Raw genomic sequence first — 22,514 nt, forward strand, 5'->3', positions numbered from 1 at the left:
GAATTAAAATTTCAGATTCAGCGAAATTAAGAAATTAGTTCCGGCCTGAGGGAAGTAAAAATTCTCCGTTGTTTTTCCCCATGGGTAAATGGAACTATAGGTATAACCATTGCTCTCATATTTTTCGTTAAAGATGTTGTTCACCAATACCCCAATGTTGATGTTTTTAATTCCTTTTAAACTGAAATCATAACCTAATCTGGCATTGCTGACCCAATAGGCATCGAGCCTGCGGCTTTCGTTTTGTGTATTGTCCATATACTGCCGGCCCACATATTTACTTTGCAGGGCGATGGCAAAGCCCGATAACGGTTTATACACCAGCTCTCCAAACAATACCGTATTGGGTGAGAAAGCAATATCCGGACTGGCGTAGGTAGTTGCCTGCATGCCTGTAAAATCAAAATTGGCATCATATTCTGCAACGTAATCAATATAGTTTTTGATCTTGTTCCTGCTTAAGGCCGCATTGGCATTCAGGGCGAACTGTTGGCTGATCACATACGAGGCATCCAGCTCAATACCCATTCTTGAGCTTTTGTCTACATTCTGACGGTAAGGATCACCTCCATCATTGATCTCTCCGGTGAAGATCAGCTGGTCTTTATAAAACATGCCGTAAACATTAATTCCTGCATTCAGACCGTTGTTTTTAAAGCGATAGCCCGCTTCTATGTTGTTCAGCTGTTCTGATTTTGGTACCGGTAAGCCGCTTTTCAGGTTGATGAAATCATCGCGGTTCGGCTCCTTGTTTCCCACACTGAACGACGCATAAACATTGCTTTGCTCGTCTACGAAATAGGTAGCCCCGGCTTTAGGGTTAAAGAAGTTGTAATTGTTATGGAAATCAAGCGCATTGCGGTTTTTGTCTGTCCCGGTAATGTCGTAAGCTACATTTCTGTATTGCAGATCGGCAAACAGGCTGAGCTTGTCGCCAACCGTATAATTTACTTTCAGAAAACTGTTGAAGTCGTCTTTATTGCCTTCACCATCATAATAATGACGGTCATTGTCGCCGGTTGAGGCATATTCGGCCCAGATCACCTGACCGAAATGCTTGCCTCTGTACTGGTTGTAGGCCCCACCCAGTGTAAAGCTTAAATCAGACAAAGGCTGGTAATTGAAAGCATAGGTAAAACCGTAAAAATCGTTGTCCAGCCAGCGTCTGCGCACCAGGTTTGTTCTGCTTACCGACGATCCTCCGATAGTGATATCGGGCAGGCCGTATTTACTGAACTTCTGGCTGTTTTTATACTCCTCAAAATAACCCTTCCCAGCGGTGTAATGCAAGGCCCCGTTAAAAGAGAACTTTTCACTGAACTGTTTTGCGTATATAGCCTGGTAATGGTTTTGGGTATAATTGTCGTTCTGGTCTTTATACGTGAACTGGTTGTAACTGCGGTTGTTCGAGTTAAACAGGTTCAGGGAATCGGCCCCGGTATAGTACAAATAATCTTTATTATTGGCATAGTGCTCCTTTAAGCCTTCCAGGTTGCCACGCAGCTTAGCTTCAGGTACCCCGTTCCAGGCCTGGTAGGTTTTCTCCTGCCCAGAGAAAACATTGACCCGCAAAAGGTCAGTTTTGCCGTAGTAGGCTCCGGAAAGGAAATACGATTTAAGGTCAGATGCCCCGCGGTCAACAAAACCATCCGATTTGATCCTTGAAAGGCGCCCATCGAAACTCCACTTGTCGTCTATCAGCCCGGTGCCCAGCTTAACGGTATTTTTTAAGGTCCCGAATGAACCTGCCGAATTGTTGAGTTCAGCATAAGCTTTCTCCGAAAAAGAACCGGTCTGGATATTGACACTGCCACCAAAAGCACCCGCCCCATTGGTTGAAGTACCCACACCGCGCTGGATCTGTATGTTGTCTACAGAAGAAACAAAGTCGGGCATGTTCACCCAAAAGGTACCCTGGCTCTCGCTATCGTTATAAGGAATGCCGTTTACCGTAATGTTGACCCTGCTGGCATCACTACCCCGTATCCTGATGCCCGTGTAACCCACACCTGCACCAGCATCAGAAGTTACCACCACACCAGGGGTATTGTTGATGATGAAAGGCAGATCCTGCCCAAAATTGTTTTGTTCAATTTCGGCCTTGCCAATGTTTTTATAGGTTGTGGCCGAGCGTTCGCCTGCCCTGGTTGCCCGCACCACCACTTCGTCTGCCAGGAATGCCTGCGGACTAAGTACAAAGTCCAGCACAGCATCAGCATCTACCCGGATGGTTTTTTCTGTACTCAGGTAACCGATAAAGCTGGCTGTTAGTACGTAGGTACCCGCCTTTAAATTATTGAACTGGTATTTGCCCTGTGCATCTGTGATTACACCCGTGGCTTTATGCTTAAGTCTTACTGATGCACCGGGAAGTGCCTGCTCCGATTTTTCTGATACACGACCGGAAATACTGAATTGTGCCATAGCAAAGCATGGCAATAGCAGCACGGCTAAGGCCGTGATAATTGATTTTTTCAATTGGCTTGTTTTTAAATAATTTTTCATACTCATCTCCCTCCGCCGGCATTATCCGGATCAGGTGCATACATCTGCGTACAGCTGTATAGGGTATACTCTCAGCCTGTTTTTGTGTTTTTTACAAACAAGGCACCCCTTTTTGATGAAACAAAGGTACTCGCTTATTTTATCAATAGCAAATCCTCTACTGCTGCAATGGCATTGCTGAGCCGGTCTTCAGCCCCGCCTACAACCACGTAGTTTGCGTTTAAGGCTTGCAGCTCTTTATGCCATACTTCCATGAAGTATTCTCGCTTATCGGGGAAGTCACGTAAAGGATCTTCCTGCCAGGGCAGGTCAATGTCCATCAGCAGGTAAAAATCGTAATGGTAACCGGGCAGTGCATCAAGGACCACCTGCGGCGTTTCCCCGAAAACTTCATCACTCCAGATCTTAACCGTCAGGAATGTTGTATCGCAAAAAATCAGGTCTTTTTGCGCAATGGCCAGTATCGATGCTTCCAGTGCTACCTGTCCGTGAAACATATTGATTTCGTCCTGTAAATTACAAGGCTCAGTTAATGCCGCGCAATAATAGCGGGCATACTCGGGCACCCACAGGGTTTCGTAATGGGCAGCAAGCTGCGCCGTAATGGTCGATTTGCCGGTGCTTTCCGGACCAACAATGGCAATTTTTTTAATTTTCCTGTTCACGATAAGTCCTCCTCCAGTCTAAATAACCAACCGCTGCAATGTAAATGTATATCGCATACATCACAGCTGTTGCATATAAGTTTTTAGAAATGTACATGCCCACATAAATGATGTCAACAAATATCCAGATCAGCCAGTTCTGTATCACCTTCCGGGCAAGAAATATCTGGGCAACCAGGCTGCAGGCCGTACAAAAACTATCCAGGTAAGGAAAGGAAGCATCCGTATTTTTATAAAGCAGCTGTCCCAGCAGGAAAGTAAAAACAATAATCCCAATAACCGATAGCAATACTTCTTTCTGGTTGATATTGGCTACAGGCCTGGAAGCTTCCGGGTTATTCCTGTTTTCGCTCCAGTAATACCAGCCGTAGAGGTTCATAAAAAAGAAATAAAACTGAAGCCCCATATCGGCATACAGCCTCGATTCAAAAAAAATGAAAATGTAGATGACCACACTGACGATAGCAACCGGCCAGCTGTAAATATTGTTTTTGGCTGCCAGCCATACACACAATATCCCCGTAAATACGCCAAACCATTCCAGTGCCCCGGTCTGGATAAAAAATTGGGAAAAGCTGTCTTTCAATAATTCGATCATTGCCCCAAAAGTACTAAATGGATCTGCATAAAAAAATCCGGCAGGGATGAACGCCCGTACCGGATAATAAACCAAACAAACTATTTATGAAGATTACCCTCATGAAAGAGGATTTTTTAATTCTTATATTTTAGAAACGCTAATTCTGTGCATGTAGTACAAGATGCAGACCAATACCGGCGATTCTTTTGTTTCGTGACTATCGCATGACCCCGTCATATTTTAGTTACATTTTATAAAACAAAAGCCTGGCCCGTTTGTCTTTACAGGGCGAGGAGAGAAATATGGCAAATGCTTACCAATTCATTAAAGGTTAAATTAAAATTGATGAAATATGAAAAAGTTAAGTTTTTTGGTGATGGCGGGATTGCTGCTCGCTTTTTTCGCCTTTACTTTTATTAAAGACGGTGGCATACAAGGTAAAGTTACACCTCCCGAAGGCGCCGTTCAGGTACTTGCAGTTTCAGGCAAAGATACCCTGAAAACAGAAATCAATAACGGCAGCTTTTTATTTGCGGCGGTAAAGCCGGGCACTTATACTTTATGGGTAAAAGCTAAAGCACCTTATAAAGATACTTCTCTTGAGAATGTGGCCGTTGTAGACAGCTCGACAACCGATGTGGGCGAGATCAAATTGCTGCAATAATAAGCCCGTAAAAAAACACAATTGGAGGACATTTGATCCTCCTTTTTTATTTGCAGGGGTTTTTTAAAAAATAGCTGATATTTAATGCGCAAAACTGTATCTTTGCATCCCGACAGAAGAAGTCGGGAATTTTATGGCTCATCGAGAGCATCTCTGCACCACTCCTCTCTGCAACACCATTTATTACCCATAAACACATTAGACTTTTTAAAGCCTTATGCCAAAAGACACCTCCATACGCTCAGTATTAATTATCGGATCGGGCCCTATCATTATTGGTCAGGCTTGCGAATTTGATTACTCCGGATCTCAAGCCGCTTTATCTTTAAAAGAAGAGGGGATTGAAGTTTCGATCATCAATTCAAATCCTGCGACAATCATGACCGACAAAGTGATTGGCGACCATGTTTACCTCTGGCCTTTAACGGTAGATTCAATTGAGCAGATCCTCCAGGAACGCAAGATTGACGCTGTATTGCCTACCATGGGCGGACAAACAGCCTTAAACCTTTGTATTGAAGCAGATGAGCGTGGAATCTGGGAAAAATATGGGGTTAAGGTAATCGGTGTGGATGTTGCCGCAATTGAGAAGACCGAAAACAGGGAGGCTTTCCGCCAGTTAATGGTAGATATAGGTGTAGGGGTTGCAAAATCAAAAATTGCCAACTCTTTCCTCGAAGGTAAAGAAGCTGCCCAGGAAATTGGTTACCCGCTGGTTATCCGTCCGTCCTATACCTTAGGTGGTTACGGAGGCGGTTTCGTGCACAAAAAAGAAGAATTTGACCAGGCACTGAAACGCGGCCTAGAAGCTTCTCCAACCCACGAGGTATTGGTAGAGCAGGCGGTTTTAGGCTGGAAAGAATACGAATTGGAATTGCTGAGAGACAGCAATGATAACGTGATCATCATCTGTTCTATTGAGAACTTTGATCCGATGGGTATCCACACCGGAGATTCCATCACCGTAGCACCGGCAATGACCTTGTCAGACCGCTGCTATCAGGATATGCGTAACCAGGCGATCAGAATGATGCGGGCCATCGGAAACTTTGCCGGAGGCTGTAACGTACAGTTCTCGGTAAACCCAGACAATGATGAGATCATTGCCATCGAGATCAACCCAAGGGTATCGCGTTCTTCGGCACTGGCTAGTAAGGCAACAGGATATCCGATCGCTAAGATCGCCGCTAAACTGGCCATAGGATATAACCTGGATGAACTGGAAAACCAGATCACCAAAACAACCTCAGCCTACTTTGAGCCTACGTTAGACTATGTCATCGTGAAAGTACCGCGCTGGAACTTCGATAAATTCAAAGGTGCCAATATGGAGCTGGGCCTGCAGATGAAATCTGTAGGTGAAGTAATGGCCATCGGCCGTACCTTTATCGAGGCCCTGCAAAAAGCCTGTCAGAGTTTAGAAATCAGCCGTGCAGGTCTGGGTGCCGACGGTAAACACAAAAGAAATATCGACGAGATCATGCACGGACTGGAGCATGCCAGCTGGAACCGCTTGTTCCTGATCAAAGATGCGATGAGCATGGGCGTGCCATTGGAGTCGATCCGCAAAGTTACCCGTATCGACAAATGGTTCCTGTCGCAAATACAGGATCTGGTACACCTGGAAACAGAGTTGAAACGTTATTCGCTGAACAATATCCCTAAAGACTTCTTCTTTACCTTAAAGCAAAAAGGCTTCTCTGACATACAGATTGCTTACCTGCTGGGTAATGTTACCGAAGACGAGGTTTACGAACGCAGAAAATCCTTGGGCATCAGGCGCGTATATAAAATGGTGGATACCTGTGCTGCCGAATTTGCTGCACAAACCCCCTACTACTACTCTACTTTTGAGGAAGAGAATGAATCGCAGCCTTCTGATAAAAAGAAAATTATCGTACTGGGCTCAGGTCCAAACCGTATCGGTCAGGGTATAGAATTCGATTATTCTTGTGTACACGGTTTGCTGGCTGCCAAAGAAAGCGGCTTTGAGGCCATCATGGTAAACTGTAACCCTGAAACGGTATCTACAGATTTTAACATGGCCGATAAGTTATACTTTGAGCCTGTATTCTGGGAGCATGTCCGCGAAATTATAGAGCTGGAAAAGCCGGAAGGTGTAATTGTACAGCTGGGCGGACAAACAGCTTTAAAGATGGCCGAGAAACTGCATGAAAATGGCATCAGGATCATCGGTACTTCATACAATGATATGGACGTGGCAGAAGACAGGGGCCGTTTCTCTGATCTGCTGAAAGAACTGGAAATCCCTTATCCTAAATATGGCGTAGCCGAAAATGCTGAAGAAGCCATAGTGGTAGCCAATGAAGTAGGATACCCTGTCCTGGTAAGACCAAGTTATGTACTGGGCGGGCAGGGAATGAGCATTGTGATCAACGATGAAGACCTGGAAAAAGCTGTGGTAAAACTGCTGGGTGACCTGCCAGGAAACCGCGTGCTGATCGATCACTTCCTCGACAGGGCAGAAGAAACCGAGTCCGACTCGATCTGCGATGGCGAAGATGTGCATATTGTAGGGTTAATGGAACACATTGAGCCTGCTGGTATCCACTCCGGAGATTCAAGTGCGGTATTGCCGCCTTTCAGCTTGTCTGAAAAGGTGATGAACGACATGGAGGTTTACTCTAAAAAGATCGCTAAAGCGCTCAATGTAATCGGACTGTTAAACATACAGTTCGCGGTTAAAGACGAGAAGGTATATGTGATAGAGGCCAACCCAAGAGCTTCCAGAACGGTTCCTTTCATTGCCAAAGCCTACGATGTGCCTTACATCAATATTGCCGCCAAGGTGATGCTGGGTGTGAATAAACTGAAAGACTTTACAATCGAGCGTAAGCTGGAAGGATATGCAATTAAAGAACCGGTATTCTCTTTCAACAAATTCCCGGAAGTAACCAAAGAGTTAGGTCCGGAAATGAAGTCTACAGGCGAGGCCATCCGCTTCATCAGGAACACAGAAGATCCTTACTTCAGACAACTTTATAAAGATAAATCGATGTATTTGTCTAAATAACAGGAAAAGTCCCGAAAGGGACTTTTTTTATTTACAACCTTTATGACTTGGTCCAGATCCGGGTATTCAGATCCAGGTCCTGGATGATCCCATACATGAAACGGATGATTTCCATATCCTCGTTTAAAAAGGCCGGGTCTAACAGGCTCTTGCGTAGCGGAGGTTCAAAATAATCTTTGTTCAATGGGAAGGCAATAAAAACACCGGAACCGATAAATGAAACCGATATGGTATAGCTGCACCTGGCGTTTAACGCACAAAGCCGTTCCATTAGCGCCGGGGTTAAAATGTACCTTGCTTCTACCTGGTCGGTCGAATAGGTGACGAACTCTTTTTCGAAATCAGGATTTTCCAGCTGTACCAGTTCTCTCCCTGAGGTAGAAAAGATAGGCATGGCTTTGGCCACCCATGCGCCTAAAGCGGTACCTATATCTTTGGGCCTCACAACAGTGAGACCGTTGAAATGTTTGTTGAAATCGGCATTAAATACAATCCCCTTCAGTATGGTGTGCCAGTGTTCCTGCCGGCCGTTCTTGGTTTGGGTTACCGTTTTGTATTCAGCGTGAAGTTCGGAAAAAGAAAACTTCGTTTTCCCGGCAGTGCCCCAGATCTGGTCTTCGCTCGAGTAACGGTCGGGTTCCATCGTGAATAAACGCGAATAAATAAAATCTGCTTCAGATAATCCTGTAGCATAGTCTATTTGCAGGCTTTCATCAATTTCTTTCAATGCCATGGCTACTACCCGCTGTTTAAAGCCATGCCGGTAATAGCCGAATTTAGTGTTCGATTTACCTAGAAAGATAAAACCGGCGATCAGTAAAGCTGCCCCGGCAACTACACCAGGTATAACGAAGCCCGAAAAAAAACCTCCTGCGCTCAATAAAATTCCACCCGCAATAAACAGGTAGCTTTTTGTTTTGAGTGCTAAAACAGCCTTTCTTTCTTCCTCCAGTTCGGCTAAGATCTGCTGTAACGATTGCTGCCCGGAAGTACTGTATTTCATTAGCTGTTAAACAGATCTTTTGCGCTGATATTTTTGCGTTCTTCTTCAGTGCTGGTAAGGACCTCCATAGCTTGAAAATTCATCATGCCCGCCAGCAGGCTGCCCGGAAACATCATGATGGCATTGTTGTAGGCCGTAACGGATGCATTGTAATTGCGCCTTGCCGCTGCAATCTGCTCTTCGCTCTCTGTCCAGGTACTTTGCAAATTTAAAAAGTTCTGGTTGGCCTTCAGATCGGGATAGTTCTCCACAGTCACCATCAGGCCCTTCATGCTGGAACTGAGCTGATTGTCTATTTCCAGTTTCTCTGCATTGCTGATGTTCGGGTTTGCGGCCTTGCTCCGCAGATCAACTATTTTACCCAGAAGGCTGCCTTCATAATCCATGTACTGTTTAACTGTTTCGATAAGGTTCGGCAAAAGCTCAAATCTCTTTTTTACCATTACATCAATTGCAGAGAAAGCATTGGTTACCTGGTTTCTTTTTCCGATCAGGGAGTTGTAAATCACTATCCCGATAATAAGGACCGCGAGGATAATTAGCGTTATGATCATTTTTTAGCTTTTTTGAATGAATAGAAGTTCTAATATATAGAAAAATTCAAAAAAAAATCCTCGTTACCTTACGATAACGAGGATAATCATCCCTATTGTTTGTTAAAATCCATAAATGAACGTTAACGCTTCAATTAAGACAATTAACAGGCCATTTTAAAAAAGACTTTAATTGTTTGCTTAAGTGATTGATATATAGGTGTGTATATTGTTTGCCAAAAATAACATATAATGAAAAACGTGGAAATAAATACTCAAATTGTAGAACAACGGGCATGTATTTCTACATTTCTGGCTTTATCCGAATAAAATGGAAAATACGTCTTCAATCTTACTTACAGCGGTAATCTCAATTTGATACCGTTCGGTTACCAGGCCTTTTTTGTTGTAGTTGGAAATAAAGATCCGTTCGAATCCCAGCTTCTCCGCTTCCATAATGCGTTGCTCAATGCGGCTTACTGCCCTGATTTCTCCCGACAGTCCAACCTCGGCCGCAAAGCATATTTTTGAAGAAATGGATATTTCTTCATGCGAGGATATAATGGCGACCATAATGGCCAGGTCTATCGCCGGATCTTCCACCTTTATACCTCCGGCTATATTTAAAAAAACATCCCTGGTACTCAGTCTGAACCCACACCTTTTTTCAAGTACAGCCAGCAGCATGTTCATTCTTTTGGTGTCGAAGCCATTTGACGATCGCTGCGGCGTTCCGTAAGCCGCAGCGCTAACCAGGGCCTGTGTTTCTATTAACATCGGCCTGGCGCCTTCTAAAGTGGCAGATATGGCAATTCCGCTCAACTCTTCATCCCTTTGAGAAAGCAGGATCTCCGAAGGGTTCGAAACCTGCCTCAGGCCCGAATTGTGCATAGCGTAGATCCCCAGTTCTGCAGCGGCCCCAAACCTGTTTTTGATCGAACGTAATATCCGGTACACATGATGCCTGTCACCCTCAAACTGTAAAACAGTGTCCACCATGTGTTCCAGTATTTTAGGGCCGGCTATGGTACCATCTTTGGTAATGTGGCCAATCAGGAATACCGGCGTGTCGGTCTCCTTTGCAAAACGGAGCAGCTCTGCCGTACATTCCCTTACCTGCGACACACTGCCTGGGGTAGATTCTATATGTGCCGAATGCAGCGTCTGTATGGAATCAACAATTACGATATCGGGTTCAAGGGCCTCCAGCTGTTTGAATATGTTCTGTGTGGATGTTTCTGTAAGGATATAGCAGTCAGCTTCCGGCTTATCGGTAATGCGTTCTGCCCTCATCTTGATCTGCTGTTCACTTTCCTCACCGGAAACATACAGGATCTTTTTTCCGGGGATATTCAAGGCCAGTTGCAGCATCAGCGTAGATTTTCCGATCCCGGGTTCACCACCAATTAAAATTACAGAGCCAGCTACCAGTCCGCCACCCAAAACCCGGTCCAGCTCCTTGTCGCCGGTTAAGGTTCGTTCTTCAGTAATGGACTGGATGTGGTCTACTTTATTGGGCTTGTTTGTGCGTTCCATACCGGTGCTTGTTTTCCAGGAAGGAACCTTTGCCGCCGTTTTTTCAATAACCTCTTCTACAAAGGTATTCCATTCGTTACAGGAAGGGCATTTGCCCAGCCATTTTGCAGATTCATATCCGCAACTCTGGCAAAAATATGCTGATCTTGTTTTAGCCAATTTATTTTATTTTAATGAACCATTTCCTCATCCTGAATTTATTTCGGGCTGAAAATTTCAAGGCATCCGATTTACGAATTTAAGGGAAATTATGGCAAAGTACTCAAACCAAACAAAACAGGCCCGGTCTCTGTAATGAAACCAGGCCTGTTAAACAATCGCTTTGCAATTATAATTTGATCTCTTCGTCTTTTGACGAAATAAAGTGGAATTCTGTGAGGTTATAAGACGGTACAGCTTTAATTTTTATGCGTTGTCCGAATTTAAAGAACCACTTCCACTGCAAGGAAATAAATCCCTTTTTAATGAAAGCTTCAATGTAAGGGTGTACACAAAGCGTAATATTTTTTTCGTTTTGCTCCTGCAAAATATAGGTCAGGTTGTTTTCAATGTCGTCCATCAAAACAATACTGGCCTTAATTTCTCCCGTACCGTCACAGGCTGGGCATTTCTCGCTGGTTACAATGTTCATCTCCGGTCTTACACGCTGACGGGTGATCTGTACCAGTCCAAATTTACTTGGCGGAAGTATGGTGTGTTTTGCGCGGTCAAGCTGCATCAGGTCTCTCAGGTGATCAAACAGGATCTTCCTGTTGGCCGCTTTGTGCATGTCGATAAAATCGATCACTACAATACCGCCCATATCACGTAAGCGCAGCTGACGGGCAATTTCCTTTGCGGCTTCCTTGTTTACCTGCAGGGCATTGTCTTCCTGGTTTTCCTTGCTTGCCGTTCTGTTCCCGCTGTTCACGTCAATCACATGCAATGCCTCAGTATGTTCTACAACCAGGTAGGCACCCCCGGCCAGGTTCACCGTTTTGCCAAAAGCATTTTTAATCTGCTTTTCAATTCCGAAATGCTCAAATATCGGTTCTTTATGCCTGTACAATTTTACGATCTTTTCCATCTCGGGCGAGATTTCATGAACATAGGAGCGGATGTCCTCAAAAAGATTGCTGTCGCTCACATAAACATTCGTGAAGTCAGTACTTAGAATGTCGCGGATCAGTGTAGATGTACGGTCCATTTCTCCCCATACACGTTTGGATGGCTCAGCATCCGGAAGCTTCTTGATAAAGCTTTCCCATTTAGCCACCGAATCCAGAAGGTCTTTCTGAAGTTCGGCAACACCTTTTCCTTCCGAAACAGTTCTGATGATCACACCAAAGTTCTTGGGCTTAATACTTTCTATAATCTTTTTTAACCGATTACGTTCAGTATTGCTCTTGATCTTTTTTGAAATAGAGATCACATTTGAGAAGGGCACCAATACAATATATCTTCCTGCAATAGAAAGATCAGAACTTAAACGAGGTCCTTTAGTTGAAATTGGTTCTTTAGCGATCTGGACAGGTAGTACCAGGTTTTTAGCAACTACTTCTGATATTTTACCTGCTTTGTTAATGTCGCCCTCTAACTTGAAATTATCTAGTAAAGTGCCATTAACAGAGCCGTTACGCTTAATTTTCGTAAGCTTTATTAAAGATTGGACTTGCGGGCCCAGATCGAAATAATGCAGGAATGCATCTTTTTCATAACCCACGTCTACGAACGCAGCATTCAGGCCTGGCATAATTTTCTTTATGCGGCCTAAATAGATGTCGCCTACAGCGTAGTTATTATCAATCTGTTCCTTATGAAGTTCTACAAGTTGTTTGTCTTCAACTAAAGCTATGGTTACTCCCTGAGGAGATGAATCTATGATGAGTTCCTTTACCAAAAGCTACAGATTTTAAGGTATAAATACCTTATTTAACACATGGACAATAAAAAAAAACTTGCTGCCAACAACTAAAGGCTACGATCACAAATCCTAGCCTTTTTTGTTGTGCAATACATTAAGAAAAAATTATTTTTTCTTATGTCTGTTTTTTCTTAAACGTTTTTTGCGTTTGTGCGTAGCCATTTTATGTCTTTTTCTTTTTTTACCGCTTGGCATAGTTTTAAATTTTAAATATTTTTATAAATCTGTTTATTATTTTTTGCTGTTTAATGCTTTGACCTTATCGTCAATAAACTTTGATAAGGTAGCATTGCCAGCTAATTTTTTACTGTTTAAATAAGCATCTATGGCTTCCTGGTTCTTTCCAAGATTCTCATAAGCTGTTCCCAGATAAAAATAGGCATCTGGAGTAGGCTTTATGGCAATGATATTGTTAAACCTTGTAATCGCCTTGTCAAACTGACCGGATTTAATCGCAAAAGTACCTAAGCTCATGTTTGCTTTTAAGTTCTTAGGATCTTTTTTAACCACATCCATCAGCATAGCTATCCCCTGCATTGGCATGCCCATTCCATTTACTATGGTAATGCCCAGTCCGGTTTTAGCATCTGCACTGTTCGAATCTATTTTTACCGCATTGGTATAAGCCAGATTGGCTTTTTGCAACAATGCCGGTTGCAATAAACTGTCACGGGTATTGTCAAAGGCTTTTAAGAACCGTTCGCCGGTTAACAGCCAGTTATTTAATGTCTGCTCCTTTTCTGCTATGATCTCTAAATACAGGGCACTTGGAACAGCTTGTTCCACGTCATCCCATTTCTGGGCCAGTAATTTCGCTGCTTCAGCTTTTTTAGCTTCAGGAGCCGATTTAAAAGCATTTTCCAGTGTACTGATCTCAGCAGAAAGGTTTGCACTCAGTAAATTCTTGCCGGTTGTAGAAACCTCATTTAAATTAATAGCTGCTGTTTCAGCCGCGGCCATCTGACCACCAGCAGGAACAGCAGCTTTAGGCTCTTCTTTTGGCTTCACCAAACCTTTAATATCCCTCGTAAACAAAAATGCAACAAGCAAAACCATTGCACTTATTAAAATAATTTGTTTAGAACGGATACTGTTTATCATGGCTATTAGGCTTCTACGCTAAGTTTTTTTGAGTTGTTCTTTACTTTGTCAACAAAAACCTTTGCTGGTTTGAAACTTGGTACAAAGTGCTCAGGGATGATGATCGCTGTATTTTTAGAAATATTTCTTGCAGTTTTCTGTGCTCTCTTTTTTACAACAAAACTACCGAAACCTCTTACATATACATTTTCGCCACCGATCATACTGTTTTTGATGACCTTGAAAAATGCCTCAACGGTTTCTTGTACATCTACCTTTTCAATTCCTGTTTTCGTTGATATTTCTGAAATAATATCTGCCTTAGTCATATTTTTTGTTTTATTAATTTACTGTGTGTTGTATATTATAAATGTTTTGGGGTTGCAAAAGTATTGCTTTTTAATGAGATAGGAAAATAAAAGATGATTTATTTGTCAGTTCTTCTATCACTGTATTGCAAGTTTTACGAAAATCAAATATTTACCCCGTATTTTTACCGCCATGAGTTTTCAAACTGAAATCGTAAACTGGTACCTTAAAAATAAACGGGCACTGCCCTGGAGGGACACTACAGATGCCTATGTGATCTGGTTATCGGAAGTGATCCTGCAGCAAACCCGTGTAGAACAAGGCTTGCCTTACTTTAATAATTTTTTACAAAACTATCCCACAGTTCAGGATTTTGCTGCTGCAACGGAAACACAGATTTTGAAATTGTGGCAGGGACTCGGCTATTACTCCAGGGGAAGGAATATGCTTTTTACCGCTAAGCAGGTGTGTGAATTGTACAACGGACAATTCCCCGCCAGTTACAAAGAACTGATCAAACTAAAAGGAGTGGGCGACTACACTGCCGCCGCAATAGCTTCTTTTTCTTCAAACGAAGCCAGGGCAGTATTGGATGGAAATGTATTCCGGGTATTGGCCAGGTATTTTGGCATAGCAGAACCCATCAATAGTACCGCAGGAAAGAAACAGTTCCAGGAGCTGGCACAATCGCTGATGGAAGGCCAGGAAGCTGCGGTGTACAACCAGGCCATTATGGAGTTCGGGGCAATGCAGTGCAAGCCCAAATCGCCCGACTGCAGCAGCTGCCCATTGGAGCAAACCTGCTTTGCCCGCAAGCATCAACTGGTGTCCGGCCTCCCTGTTAAGCTCAATAAGTTAAAAAAGCGGACCCGTTATTTCAATTATTTCCTTTGTACCGATAGGGAAAACATCCTGGTTAAGAAACGGAACCCCGGAGATATCTGGCAGGAACTGTACGATTTTCCACTGATTGAGACCGACAGGATATACAGCGAAGACCAGGAACAATTTAACAACAAGCTAAAAGAAGCCTTTGGTAACGACTGTAAAATCACCACTTTATCGCATCAGAAGCATTTATTAACACACCAAACTATATATGTTCAATTTTTTGGTTTAGATAATTATATCATTAACTTTAATCAGAATGCAGAAATAAAATGGGTCTCATTGCAGGAGTTTGACGAATTGCCGCAGCCTAAAGTGATCTCCAGTTTTGTGGCTAAGCATCTTATTACATAGAAAAACCAAAGTTCATGTCAGGTATTAACAAAGTTATTTTAGTCGGACATTTAGGCAAAGATCCTGAAGTCAGACATTTAGACGGAGGTGTAACTGTAGCCAGTTTCCCGCTGGCAACATCAGAAACCTATAACAAAGACGGCAAACGCGTAGAGCAAACAGAATGGCACAACATCGTTTTGTGGAGAGGACTGGCAGAAGTTGCCTCCAAGTATTTGCAAAAAGGTAAACTCGTGTATATCGAAGGTAAATTACGTACCCGCTCTTTTGAGGACCGGGAAAAAGTGAAAAAGTACGTTACAGAAGTTGTGGCGGAAAATTTTACTATCCTGGGCAGGAAAAGTGATTTTGAGCAAACACCGGTAAGCAGCAGCGAAAATGTAGCGCCAAAGAGTGAGAGTGAGTATACTGATCTTACAGACCCATCTGGCGATCTGCCCTTTTAAATAAAAAAAGGGTGCTGATTAAGCACCCTTCAAATATTATTCTACGGTTACCGACTTGGCCAGGTTCCTTGGCTGATCCACATTGCAGCCTCTCAAAACAGCTATATGATACGATAGCAATTGCAGTGGTATGGTTGCCAGTAAAGGCAAAAATGCTTCGCTTGCATCCGGTATCTCTATGCAGTAATCTGCCATTTTTCTGACTTCAATATCACCCTCAGTTACAATGGCCAGTACAATCCCTTTTCTGGCTTTTACTTCCTGAATGTTGCTGATCACTTTCTCATAGGAAGAGTTTTTGGTAGCAATCACTACAACCGGCATTTCCTCATCAATTAAAGCGATAGGACCATGTTTCATCTCGGCAGCAGGATAACCCTCGGCATGAATGTAAGAGATCTCCTTCAGCTTTAAAGCCCCTTCCAGCGCTACAGGGAAACCGCTTCCCCTGCCCAGGAACAGACAGTTCCGGGAATCCTTGAATTTCTCAGAAATTTCCTTGATCATTTCATTGGACTCCAGTGCCACCTGGATTTTCTCCGGAATACAATCCAGTTCAGTTAGCAGTTCTACAAGTTTTGAATGGGTTAATGTGCCTTTTTGCTGTGCCATGTAGAAGGCCATTAGCGTAAGTACTGTAACCTGGGCAGTAAATGCCTTGGTCGACGCCACCCCAATTTCCGGCCCCGCATGCGTGTATACACCTGCATGGGTAAGTCTTGGAATGGAAGCGCCGACAACGTTGCAGACGCCAAAAATGGTAGCTCCTTTTTCTTTGGCCATTTCTATGGCCGCCATGGTATCTGCTGTTTCGCCCGATTGGGAGATGGCAATAACCACATCTTTCTCGGTAATGATCGGATTGCGGTACCTGAACTCTGAGGCATACTCAACCTCAACCGGGATGCGCGCATACTCTTCAATCAGGTATTCGCCCACCAGTCCGGCATGCCATGAAGTACCACATGCCACAATGATAATGCGGTCTATGTTCTTTAGTTTATCGGCATATTCTTTTATTCCACCAAGCTGCACCTTACCCTCATTCGGATAAATACGGCCCCGCATACAGTCCCTTATCGAACGTGCCTGCTCAAAGATCTCTTTCAGCATGAAATGCTCGTAGCCACCTTTTTCCAGCATCTCCAGCTTTAGCTCCAGCTCCTGGATATAAGGGCTTTGAACCACATTGTCCAAACGCTTGATCAGCAGTTCGTCGCGCTTTAAAAAGGCAATCTCATTGTCGTTCAGGTAAATTACATTTTTGGTGTATTCTACAATAGGGGTCGCATCCGAGGCAATAAAATACTCGCCATCGCCAACACCAATTACCATCGGACTTCCTTTCCTTGCTGCAATCAGCTGGCCTGGCTGTTCTTCATCCATCACTACAATGGCGTAGGCCCCGCTTACTTCATTTAATGCAAGCCTAACGGCTTCTAAAAGATCGGTATTGTCGTTTTTATAAATTTCCTCGATCAGGTGTACCAGCACTTCGGTGTCGGTGTCGCTTTTAAACTCATGGCCACGCGTCAGCAATTCTTCCTTAAGCGTTGCATAGTTCTCAATGATCCCGTTATGGATAATGGTCAGCTTGCCATTGTTTGAAGTATGGGGGTGGGAATTCCTGTCGGATGGTGCGCCGTGTGTTGCCCATCTGGTATGGCCAATTCCGATTGTTCCTGAAAGATTTTTTCCGGCGGCAAAGTTTTCCAGTTCCTGTACTTTTCCTGCCTTTTTATAGATGTTTAATCCCGAGTCGTTAATTAAGGCAATACCGGCACTGTCGTAGCCACGGTATTCTAATCTTTTCAGTCCTTTAATAACAATGGGCCAGGCTTCTCTATGGCCTATGTAACCAACTATTCCACACATACAATAGGTTTATATTTAGGTATAAAAATAAATCCCCCGAAATTAAATATTCCCGGGGGATTTGACCACATCATCTGGTTAATTTTTTTAATTGACCAGGGTATAGTAAATGTTTAATCTCAAAGCTTTATCACTGTCAGCCCGCGGATGCTTAAATTTGCTGATGATTGATCTTGCGGCTGAAGTTACAGGAGGATTAATGTTCAGTTCTGTAAGCGAGCTTGGGGCCAGGAAGGTTCCGTAATCTTCTGTCTTTCCATCCATTAAGTCCTGAATGTAACTGGTAACGGCAAAAATATAACGTTTTCTTACCGAGTCAAAATAGCCGCCAAACACCAATTCGCCTACTGCTCTCGGGTCTCCCTGATAGGACGAAGTAGAATTGTCATTATCAGGGAGATTTGCACGCTGGCCGGCAATATCATATCTGTATAGCGAGAGTCGTTGTGCAGCGCTGAAAGGCAGCACATCTGTTCCGGCGCTCAGGTCAACTACCAGTTCGGCTTTGTTAATCACGATTTTTGCATTGGGCTTTCCGCCCTTGGCCGGATCTCTTTTGTCGGCCAGGAATTTCTTGAGGTAAGGAAATGAAATTTTGTTTTTCAGTCCACCCAAAGCCTGCAAATAAGTTACGGTATAAGGTGTAGCCGGGGCAGGATTGTCCAGCTGGGTTTTAACAGGCGTGCCTGTATAGTCATGTTTGATAGAAGCGTGTACCGGTCCGGCAGAAGCACCTGTTGAATTGTTGCTGCCAATAGGAAAGTTTACGACTACCGTATCTGTATTGGCCGGCGTTGTGGCATTTGGCCGTTTATAATAAATTTCTATCCTGCTGTCTGACGCATTTGCCGTAAAAAACATCATCCCGCCTTTATCCGTTGCGGTCGATGTTACATTCAGCCCTTTAAAAGACTTCCAGAAGTTAGCGGCTTTAGATAAGGTTACCGAATCCAGATTGATGATGTTGTTCTGGATAAAGGAATTGGCTAATTTGATCCTTACCTGCGGGATCACCGATTTTGAGGTGTCAGCACCTCCGGTTACGATATCTGTAATCTTGAACTTGGTGTTTGGCTTGATCTTTCCGCTGTAAGTACCAATAACTGCGGGTTGTACCGGCCAGGTTTTATCTGTAGTGTAAGCTGTTTCTTTAGAAAGATCGTTGGCCAGCTGTTTTACGGTAAAGATGTAAGTTGGCGCAATGGTATCGCCATAAAACTGCGTAGAATAAGGTAAAACCAATACCGCAGAATCAATTATGGCGCCTGTGCCAAATTTGTAGTTCGCCTGTGGCAGACCAACCGACATGGATAACGCGGCTTCCGATTTGCCAAAATCCGGATCGGTCATGTAACCCAGGGGATACCTTAAAAGGCCCACACCCGAACTAATATCCTCCCTAAGGGTTTGAGAGGTAACTGTAAGACTATCTACGCGTTCACCAAGTATGCCCTGGCCATCTTCAGAGCCTAAACCAATTGTGTTGGAATCTTTACAGGAAGCAAAAAGAAAAAGACCTATCAACAGGGTTAATAAGTCTTGTTTTGTAAATTTCATATATATTTTAATAACCTGGGTTTATGCTATTGAAGCCAATTCTTCATCCGAAATCTCCTCATATAAAGAATAGAAGTTTTCAAAATTTTCGGTTAAATTAAAAGCTAAAGTTGGTTTATTAGAATCTTTAACAAATTTTAACACATTGCCGCTGATGTTTTCGTCGGCCAGTACCACTGCATCCGAGTAACTGACAGCACCCATATGTAAGGTATCGCAGTCTGCATTTTCAAACATTTTGGTATCTTCAGCAGTCATGGCGTTCATGATCGCCTTTTTATGCAGGTCGGCATTTAAAGTCTCGGTAAAGCAGTTCTCATAAATGGAGTAAACAACTTTTGAGTTTTTAAAAGTAGGGTCGTTTTTATACGTGGTTTTAATATAAGCCGGCACCAATGCGGTCATCCAGCCATGGCAATGTACAATATCCGGTGCCCATCCTAATTTTTTAACGGTTTCCAGCGCGCCTTTGCAAAAGAAGATCGTCCTTTCGTCGTTGTCGGCATAAAACTTATCTTCTTTATCCCTGAATACATATTTACGTTGAAAATAATCTTCATTATCCAGAAAATATACCTGCATGCGGGCTGCAGGGATAGAGGCAACCTTAATGATTAAAGGGTTATCATTGTCATCAATAATGATGTTCATTCCTGAAAGACGGATAACCTCGTGCAATCTGTTCCTTCTTTCATTGATATTCCCAAACCTAGGCATCAATATGCGGATCTCAAATCCTTTATCCTGCATGGCCTGAGGTAATTGGCGGGTAATTTCAGAAATCTTTGTGAGTTCAAGGAAAGGCGACATCTCGTGTGTAACAATCAGTAGCTTCGTTTTTGCCATCTCCATATTCTAAATAAAAATTTATGTTAAAGAAAAGATTATCAAGGGGCAAAGGTAAGCAAAATAATAACATTTATCAATATTATGCACAAGATGTTTTGTTGCTTGGGTATAAATGAGCAACTTTGCCCCTTTGAAATTTTACAGGCTGGTTTGGAAGTAATAAATACTATTGCGGCATTAAAGTCGCTGCTTGGGCCAATTCAATTGGCGCAACAGAAAATTGCCCTGGTGCCCACAATGGGTGCCTTGCATAAAGGACACGTATCGCTGATCAAAATAGCACAGCAACAGGCTGATGTGGTGGTATGCAGCATTTTTGTAAACCCCACCCAGTTTACAGACCCTAAAGACCTGGAAAAATATCCCCGCCCGCTGGAGCATGACCTGAAGATGTTAAGTGAAGCAGGCTGTAATGTGGTCTTTATGCCCTCGGTTACCGAAATGTACCCTAAAGCCGAAGCCTGGCATATAGACCTTGGGCCGGCAGAATTTCTTTTAGAGGGCGAATTTCGCAAAGGACATTACCAGGGCGTAACACAAATCGTAAAAAAGCTTTTTGATGCCGTAAACCCCGATGTGGCCTTTTTTGGGCAGAAAGATTTTCAGCAGGTGCTCATGATCAAAAACATGGTCGCCTATTTCAATATGCCGGTACAGATTGTTTCCTGTCCCATCATCCGGGAAGCCGACGGACTGGCCATGAGCTCGCGCAACATACACCTTACTGCGGCCGACCGTAAAAATGCCCTGGTACTGAGCCGCGCGCTCAGTTATGTGCAGGAAAACTTTGCCGACAAAAGCGTTCCCGATTTGCTGCGAGCTGCCAAAGAGATGATCGATGCGACACCTGGTGTTGAACTCGATTATTTTACGATAGCCAACGGAGAAACCCTTTTGCCCGAAGAAGATAAGACCCATCACAATATCGTTGCGCTGGTGGCCGCTAAAGTGGGCCAGACCCGCCTTATCGATAATATGATACTCAACTGAGACAATTAACACTCCCGAAAAACCACGCATTGATAAATTTAGTTTAACTTTGCATCATGATTATCGAGATCTTAAAATCGAAAATACACCGTGTTAAAGTAACACAGGCAGAATTGAATTATGTTGGCAGCATCACCATTGATGAAGATCTGATGGATGCAGCCCAGATCATTCCCAACGAAAAGGTGCAGATCGTGAACAACAACAATGGCGAACGTTTCGAAACCTATGTCATTAAAGGCGCGCGTGGCAGCGGGACCATTTGCCTGAACGGTGCTACAGCCCGGAAAGTTCAGGTCGGCGATATCCTGATCATTATGTCTTACGGCTCCCTGCCAATAGAAGAAGCGAAAAAATACCATCCCATACTTGTATTCCCCGACGATAACAACCACTTGTTGAAATAAATTGTTATGCAGCCATAGTAATTTGGCTGAGAATTATATAAATTTGGCATAACTTATTATTTTACAATATTATTATGCGATTTCAATTAAGTGAAGAACAATTGATGATCCAGCAGGCCGCCCGCGATTTTGCGCAGAACGAACTGAAACCTGGAGTTATCGAAAGAGATGAGCATCAGAAATTCCCTGCCGAACAGGTAAAGAAGCTGGGCGAACTGGGTTTTCTGGGAATGATGGTATCAGAAAAATACAATGGTAGTGGCCTGGACGCCCTGTCGTATGTATTGGTTATGGAAGAGCTGTCTAAAATAGATGCATCTGCTTCGGTGGTCGTTTCTGTAAACAACTCATTGGTTTGCTACGGACTGGAGTCTTATGGTTCCGATTATCAAAAGGAAAAATATTTAAAACCCCTTGCTGCCGGTGAAAAGATCGGCGCTTTCTGTTTATCTGAGCCCGAAGCAGGATCGGACGCGACCTCACAACAAACTACAGCCGAAGACAAAGGAGATCATTACCTGCTCAACGGGACAAAAAACTGGATCACCAATGGCAGTACGGCTTCTACTTACCTGGTTATCGCACAAACAGATAAATCCTTAAAACATAAAGGCATCAATGCTTTTATCGTTGAGAAAGGAATGGAAGGTTTTACTGTAGGACCTAAAGAAAATAAACTGGGCATCAGGGGTTCCGATACCCACTCGCTGATGTTTAACGATGTCAAAGTACCAAAGGAAAACCGCATCGGCGAAGATGGTTTTGGTTTTAAGTTTGCCATGAAAACCCTTGAAGGTGGCCGGATAGGTATTGCTGCCCAGGCATTGGGCATTGCTGCGGGCGCTTATGAACTGGCGCTGCAATATGCACAACAGCGTAAAGCTTTCGGTAAACCTATTGCTGAACACCAGGCCATAGCTTTTAAACTGGCCGACATGGCTACTCAGATTGAGGCAGCCAGGATGCTGGTGTACAAAGCTGCATGGCTCAAAGATCAGGGAGAATCATATACACTGGCCGGTTCTATGGCCAAGCTCTATGCTTCTAAAGTGGCCATGGATGTTACTGTTGAGGCGGTTCAGATTCATGGAGGCTACGGCTTTGTAAAAGAATATCATGTGGAACGTTTGATGCGCGACGCGAAGATCACTCAGATCTATGAAGGGACTTCTGAGATCCAGAAAATGGTGATCTCGAGGGAGATCATCAGATAAAATATTGTGGAGGTTCGGCTAAGAACAAAATAGGGATACTCTTCCGAGACTGGAATCTTTTGCCCGCTTCGCTAAGAGGGCAAAAGTTCCTATGTCTCATCAGAGCACCCAATTTTGTTTTT

Annotated in this window: 19 protein-coding genes; 7 read left to right on the forward strand and 12 right to left on the reverse strand. The window is 43.5% G+C overall.

The genetic code is table 11. The annotated features are described in order from the left end of the window. Positions 1-3 precede the first annotated feature (3 nt). The 3 genes from ABIE26_RS22240 to pnuC form a co-directional block, all read right to left on the reverse strand. The gene (locus ABIE26_RS22240) at positions 4-2,478 is read right to left on the reverse strand and encodes a TonB-dependent receptor (protein ID WP_310146100.1); all 2,475 of its coding nucleotides are present in this window, start codon (positions 2,476-2,478) and stop codon (positions 4-6) included. Positions 2,479-2,639: 161 nt separating this feature from the next. Further along, positions 2,640-3,170, reverse strand: a complete 531-nt coding sequence (locus ABIE26_RS22245) for an ATP-binding protein (RefSeq protein WP_310146098.1) — start codon at positions 3,168-3,170, stop codon at positions 2,640-2,642. Further along, positions 3,154-3,768, reverse strand: a complete 615-nt coding sequence (gene pnuC, locus ABIE26_RS22250) for a nicotinamide riboside transporter PnuC (RefSeq protein ID WP_310146097.1) — start codon at positions 3,766-3,768, stop codon at positions 3,154-3,156. The genes ABIE26_RS22245 and pnuC overlap by 17 nt, the downstream gene beginning before the upstream one ends. Before the next feature lie 334 nt (positions 3,769-4,102). Here pnuC and ABIE26_RS22255 point away from each other — a divergent pair, with 334 nt between their 5' ends. Both ABIE26_RS22255 and carB read left to right on the forward strand, forming a co-directional pair. Next, positions 4,103-4,414, forward strand: a complete 312-nt coding sequence (locus ABIE26_RS22255) for a carboxypeptidase-like regulatory domain-containing protein (protein ID WP_310146096.1) — start codon at positions 4,103-4,105, stop codon at positions 4,412-4,414. Positions 4,415-4,631: 217 nt separating this feature from the next. After that, positions 4,632-7,448: a carbamoyl-phosphate synthase large subunit gene (gene carB, locus ABIE26_RS22260; RefSeq protein WP_310146095.1), complete on the forward strand. Its 2,817-nt coding sequence runs from the start codon at positions 4,632-4,634 to the stop codon at positions 7,446-7,448. Positions 7,449-7,488: 40 nt separating this feature from the next. Here carB and ABIE26_RS22265 read toward each other — a convergent pair whose 3' ends face one another. The 6 genes from ABIE26_RS22265 to ABIE26_RS22295 form a co-directional block, all read right to left on the reverse strand. Next, positions 7,489-8,451 (reverse strand): DUF3137 domain-containing protein, encoded by a 963-nt coding sequence (locus tag ABIE26_RS22265; RefSeq protein WP_310146093.1) that lies wholly within the window; start codon positions 8,449-8,451, stop codon positions 7,489-7,491. After that, positions 8,451-9,005 carry a LemA family protein gene (locus ABIE26_RS22270; RefSeq protein WP_310146092.1) on the reverse strand — a complete coding sequence of 185 codons (555 nt, stop codon included), beginning with the start codon at positions 9,003-9,005 and terminating at the stop codon, positions 8,451-8,453. The genes ABIE26_RS22265 and ABIE26_RS22270 overlap by 1 nt, the downstream gene beginning before the upstream one ends. A 297-nt stretch (positions 9,006-9,302) precedes the next feature. Beyond that, the gene (gene radA, locus ABIE26_RS22275) at positions 9,303-10,679 is read right to left on the reverse strand and encodes a DNA repair protein RadA (RefSeq protein WP_310146091.1); all 1,377 of its coding nucleotides are present in this window, start codon (positions 10,677-10,679) and stop codon (positions 9,303-9,305) included. A 169-nt stretch (positions 10,680-10,848) separates the two neighbouring features. Next, positions 10,849-12,399: an Rne/Rng family ribonuclease gene (locus ABIE26_RS22280; RefSeq protein ID WP_310146090.1), complete on the reverse strand. Its 1,551-nt coding sequence runs from the start codon at positions 12,397-12,399 to the stop codon at positions 10,849-10,851. A 255-nt stretch (positions 12,400-12,654) separates the two neighbouring features. Then, the gene (locus ABIE26_RS22290; protein ID WP_310146089.1) at positions 12,655-13,479 is read right to left on the reverse strand and encodes a tetratricopeptide repeat protein; all 825 of its coding nucleotides are present in this window, start codon (positions 13,477-13,479) and stop codon (positions 12,655-12,657) included. 50 nt (positions 13,480-13,529) lie between these two features. Continuing rightward, positions 13,530-13,832, reverse strand: coding sequence for an HU family DNA-binding protein (locus tag ABIE26_RS22295; RefSeq protein ID WP_012780307.1), 303 nt, complete (start codon positions 13,830-13,832; stop codon positions 13,530-13,532). A 172-nt stretch (positions 13,833-14,004) separates the two neighbouring features. On the opposite strand from ABIE26_RS22295, the gene mutY reads away from it, so the two are divergent. Continuing rightward, the gene (gene mutY / locus ABIE26_RS22300; RefSeq protein WP_310146086.1) at positions 14,005-15,054 is read left to right on the forward strand and encodes an A/G-specific adenine glycosylase; all 1,050 of its coding nucleotides are present in this window, start codon (positions 14,005-14,007) and stop codon (positions 15,052-15,054) included. Positions 15,055-15,068: 14 nt separating this feature from the next. Next, positions 15,069-15,500, forward strand: a complete 432-nt coding sequence (locus tag ABIE26_RS22305) for a single-stranded DNA-binding protein (RefSeq protein WP_310146085.1) — start codon at positions 15,069-15,071, stop codon at positions 15,498-15,500. Positions 15,501-15,536: 36 nt separating this feature from the next. Here ABIE26_RS22305 and glmS read toward each other — a convergent pair whose 3' ends face one another. From glmS to ABIE26_RS22320, 3 genes are all read right to left on the reverse strand, one after another. Continuing rightward, positions 15,537-17,375 (reverse strand): glutamine--fructose-6-phosphate transaminase (isomerizing), encoded by a 1,839-nt coding sequence (glmS, locus tag ABIE26_RS22310; protein WP_310146083.1) that lies wholly within the window; start codon positions 17,373-17,375, stop codon positions 15,537-15,539. A gap of 87 nt (positions 17,376-17,462) precedes the next feature. Continuing rightward, on the reverse strand, positions 17,463-18,932 hold the full coding sequence (locus tag ABIE26_RS22315) for a DUF4270 domain-containing protein (RefSeq protein ID WP_310146082.1): 1,470 nt from the start codon (positions 18,930-18,932) through the stop codon (positions 17,463-17,465). Between the two features lie 21 nt (positions 18,933-18,953). Further along, entirely contained in the window at positions 18,954-19,778 is an 825-nt protein-coding gene (locus ABIE26_RS22320; RefSeq protein ID WP_310146081.1) for a glycogen/starch synthase, read from the reverse strand. A 153-nt stretch (positions 19,779-19,931) separates the two neighbouring features. Here ABIE26_RS22320 and panC point away from each other — a divergent pair, with 153 nt between their 5' ends. From panC to ABIE26_RS22335, 3 genes are all read left to right on the forward strand, one after another. Beyond that, positions 19,932-20,771, forward strand: coding sequence for a pantoate--beta-alanine ligase (gene panC / locus ABIE26_RS22325; protein ID WP_310146079.1), 840 nt, complete (start codon positions 19,932-19,934; stop codon positions 20,769-20,771). Between the two features lie 56 nt (positions 20,772-20,827). Then, positions 20,828-21,178 (forward strand): aspartate 1-decarboxylase, encoded by a 351-nt coding sequence (panD, locus tag ABIE26_RS22330; RefSeq protein WP_084238535.1) that lies wholly within the window; start codon positions 20,828-20,830, stop codon positions 21,176-21,178. A gap of 74 nt (positions 21,179-21,252) precedes the next feature. Continuing rightward, the gene (locus tag ABIE26_RS22335) at positions 21,253-22,392 is read left to right on the forward strand and encodes an acyl-CoA dehydrogenase (RefSeq protein ID WP_310146077.1); all 1,140 of its coding nucleotides are present in this window, start codon (positions 21,253-21,255) and stop codon (positions 22,390-22,392) included. The last annotated feature ends 122 nt before the right edge of the window (positions 22,393-22,514 follow it).

This window comes from Pedobacter africanus, from assembly GCF_040548825.1.
In the GTDB taxonomy this organism is placed as follows: domain Bacteria; phylum Bacteroidota; class Bacteroidia; order Sphingobacteriales; family Sphingobacteriaceae; genus Pedobacter; species Pedobacter africanus_A.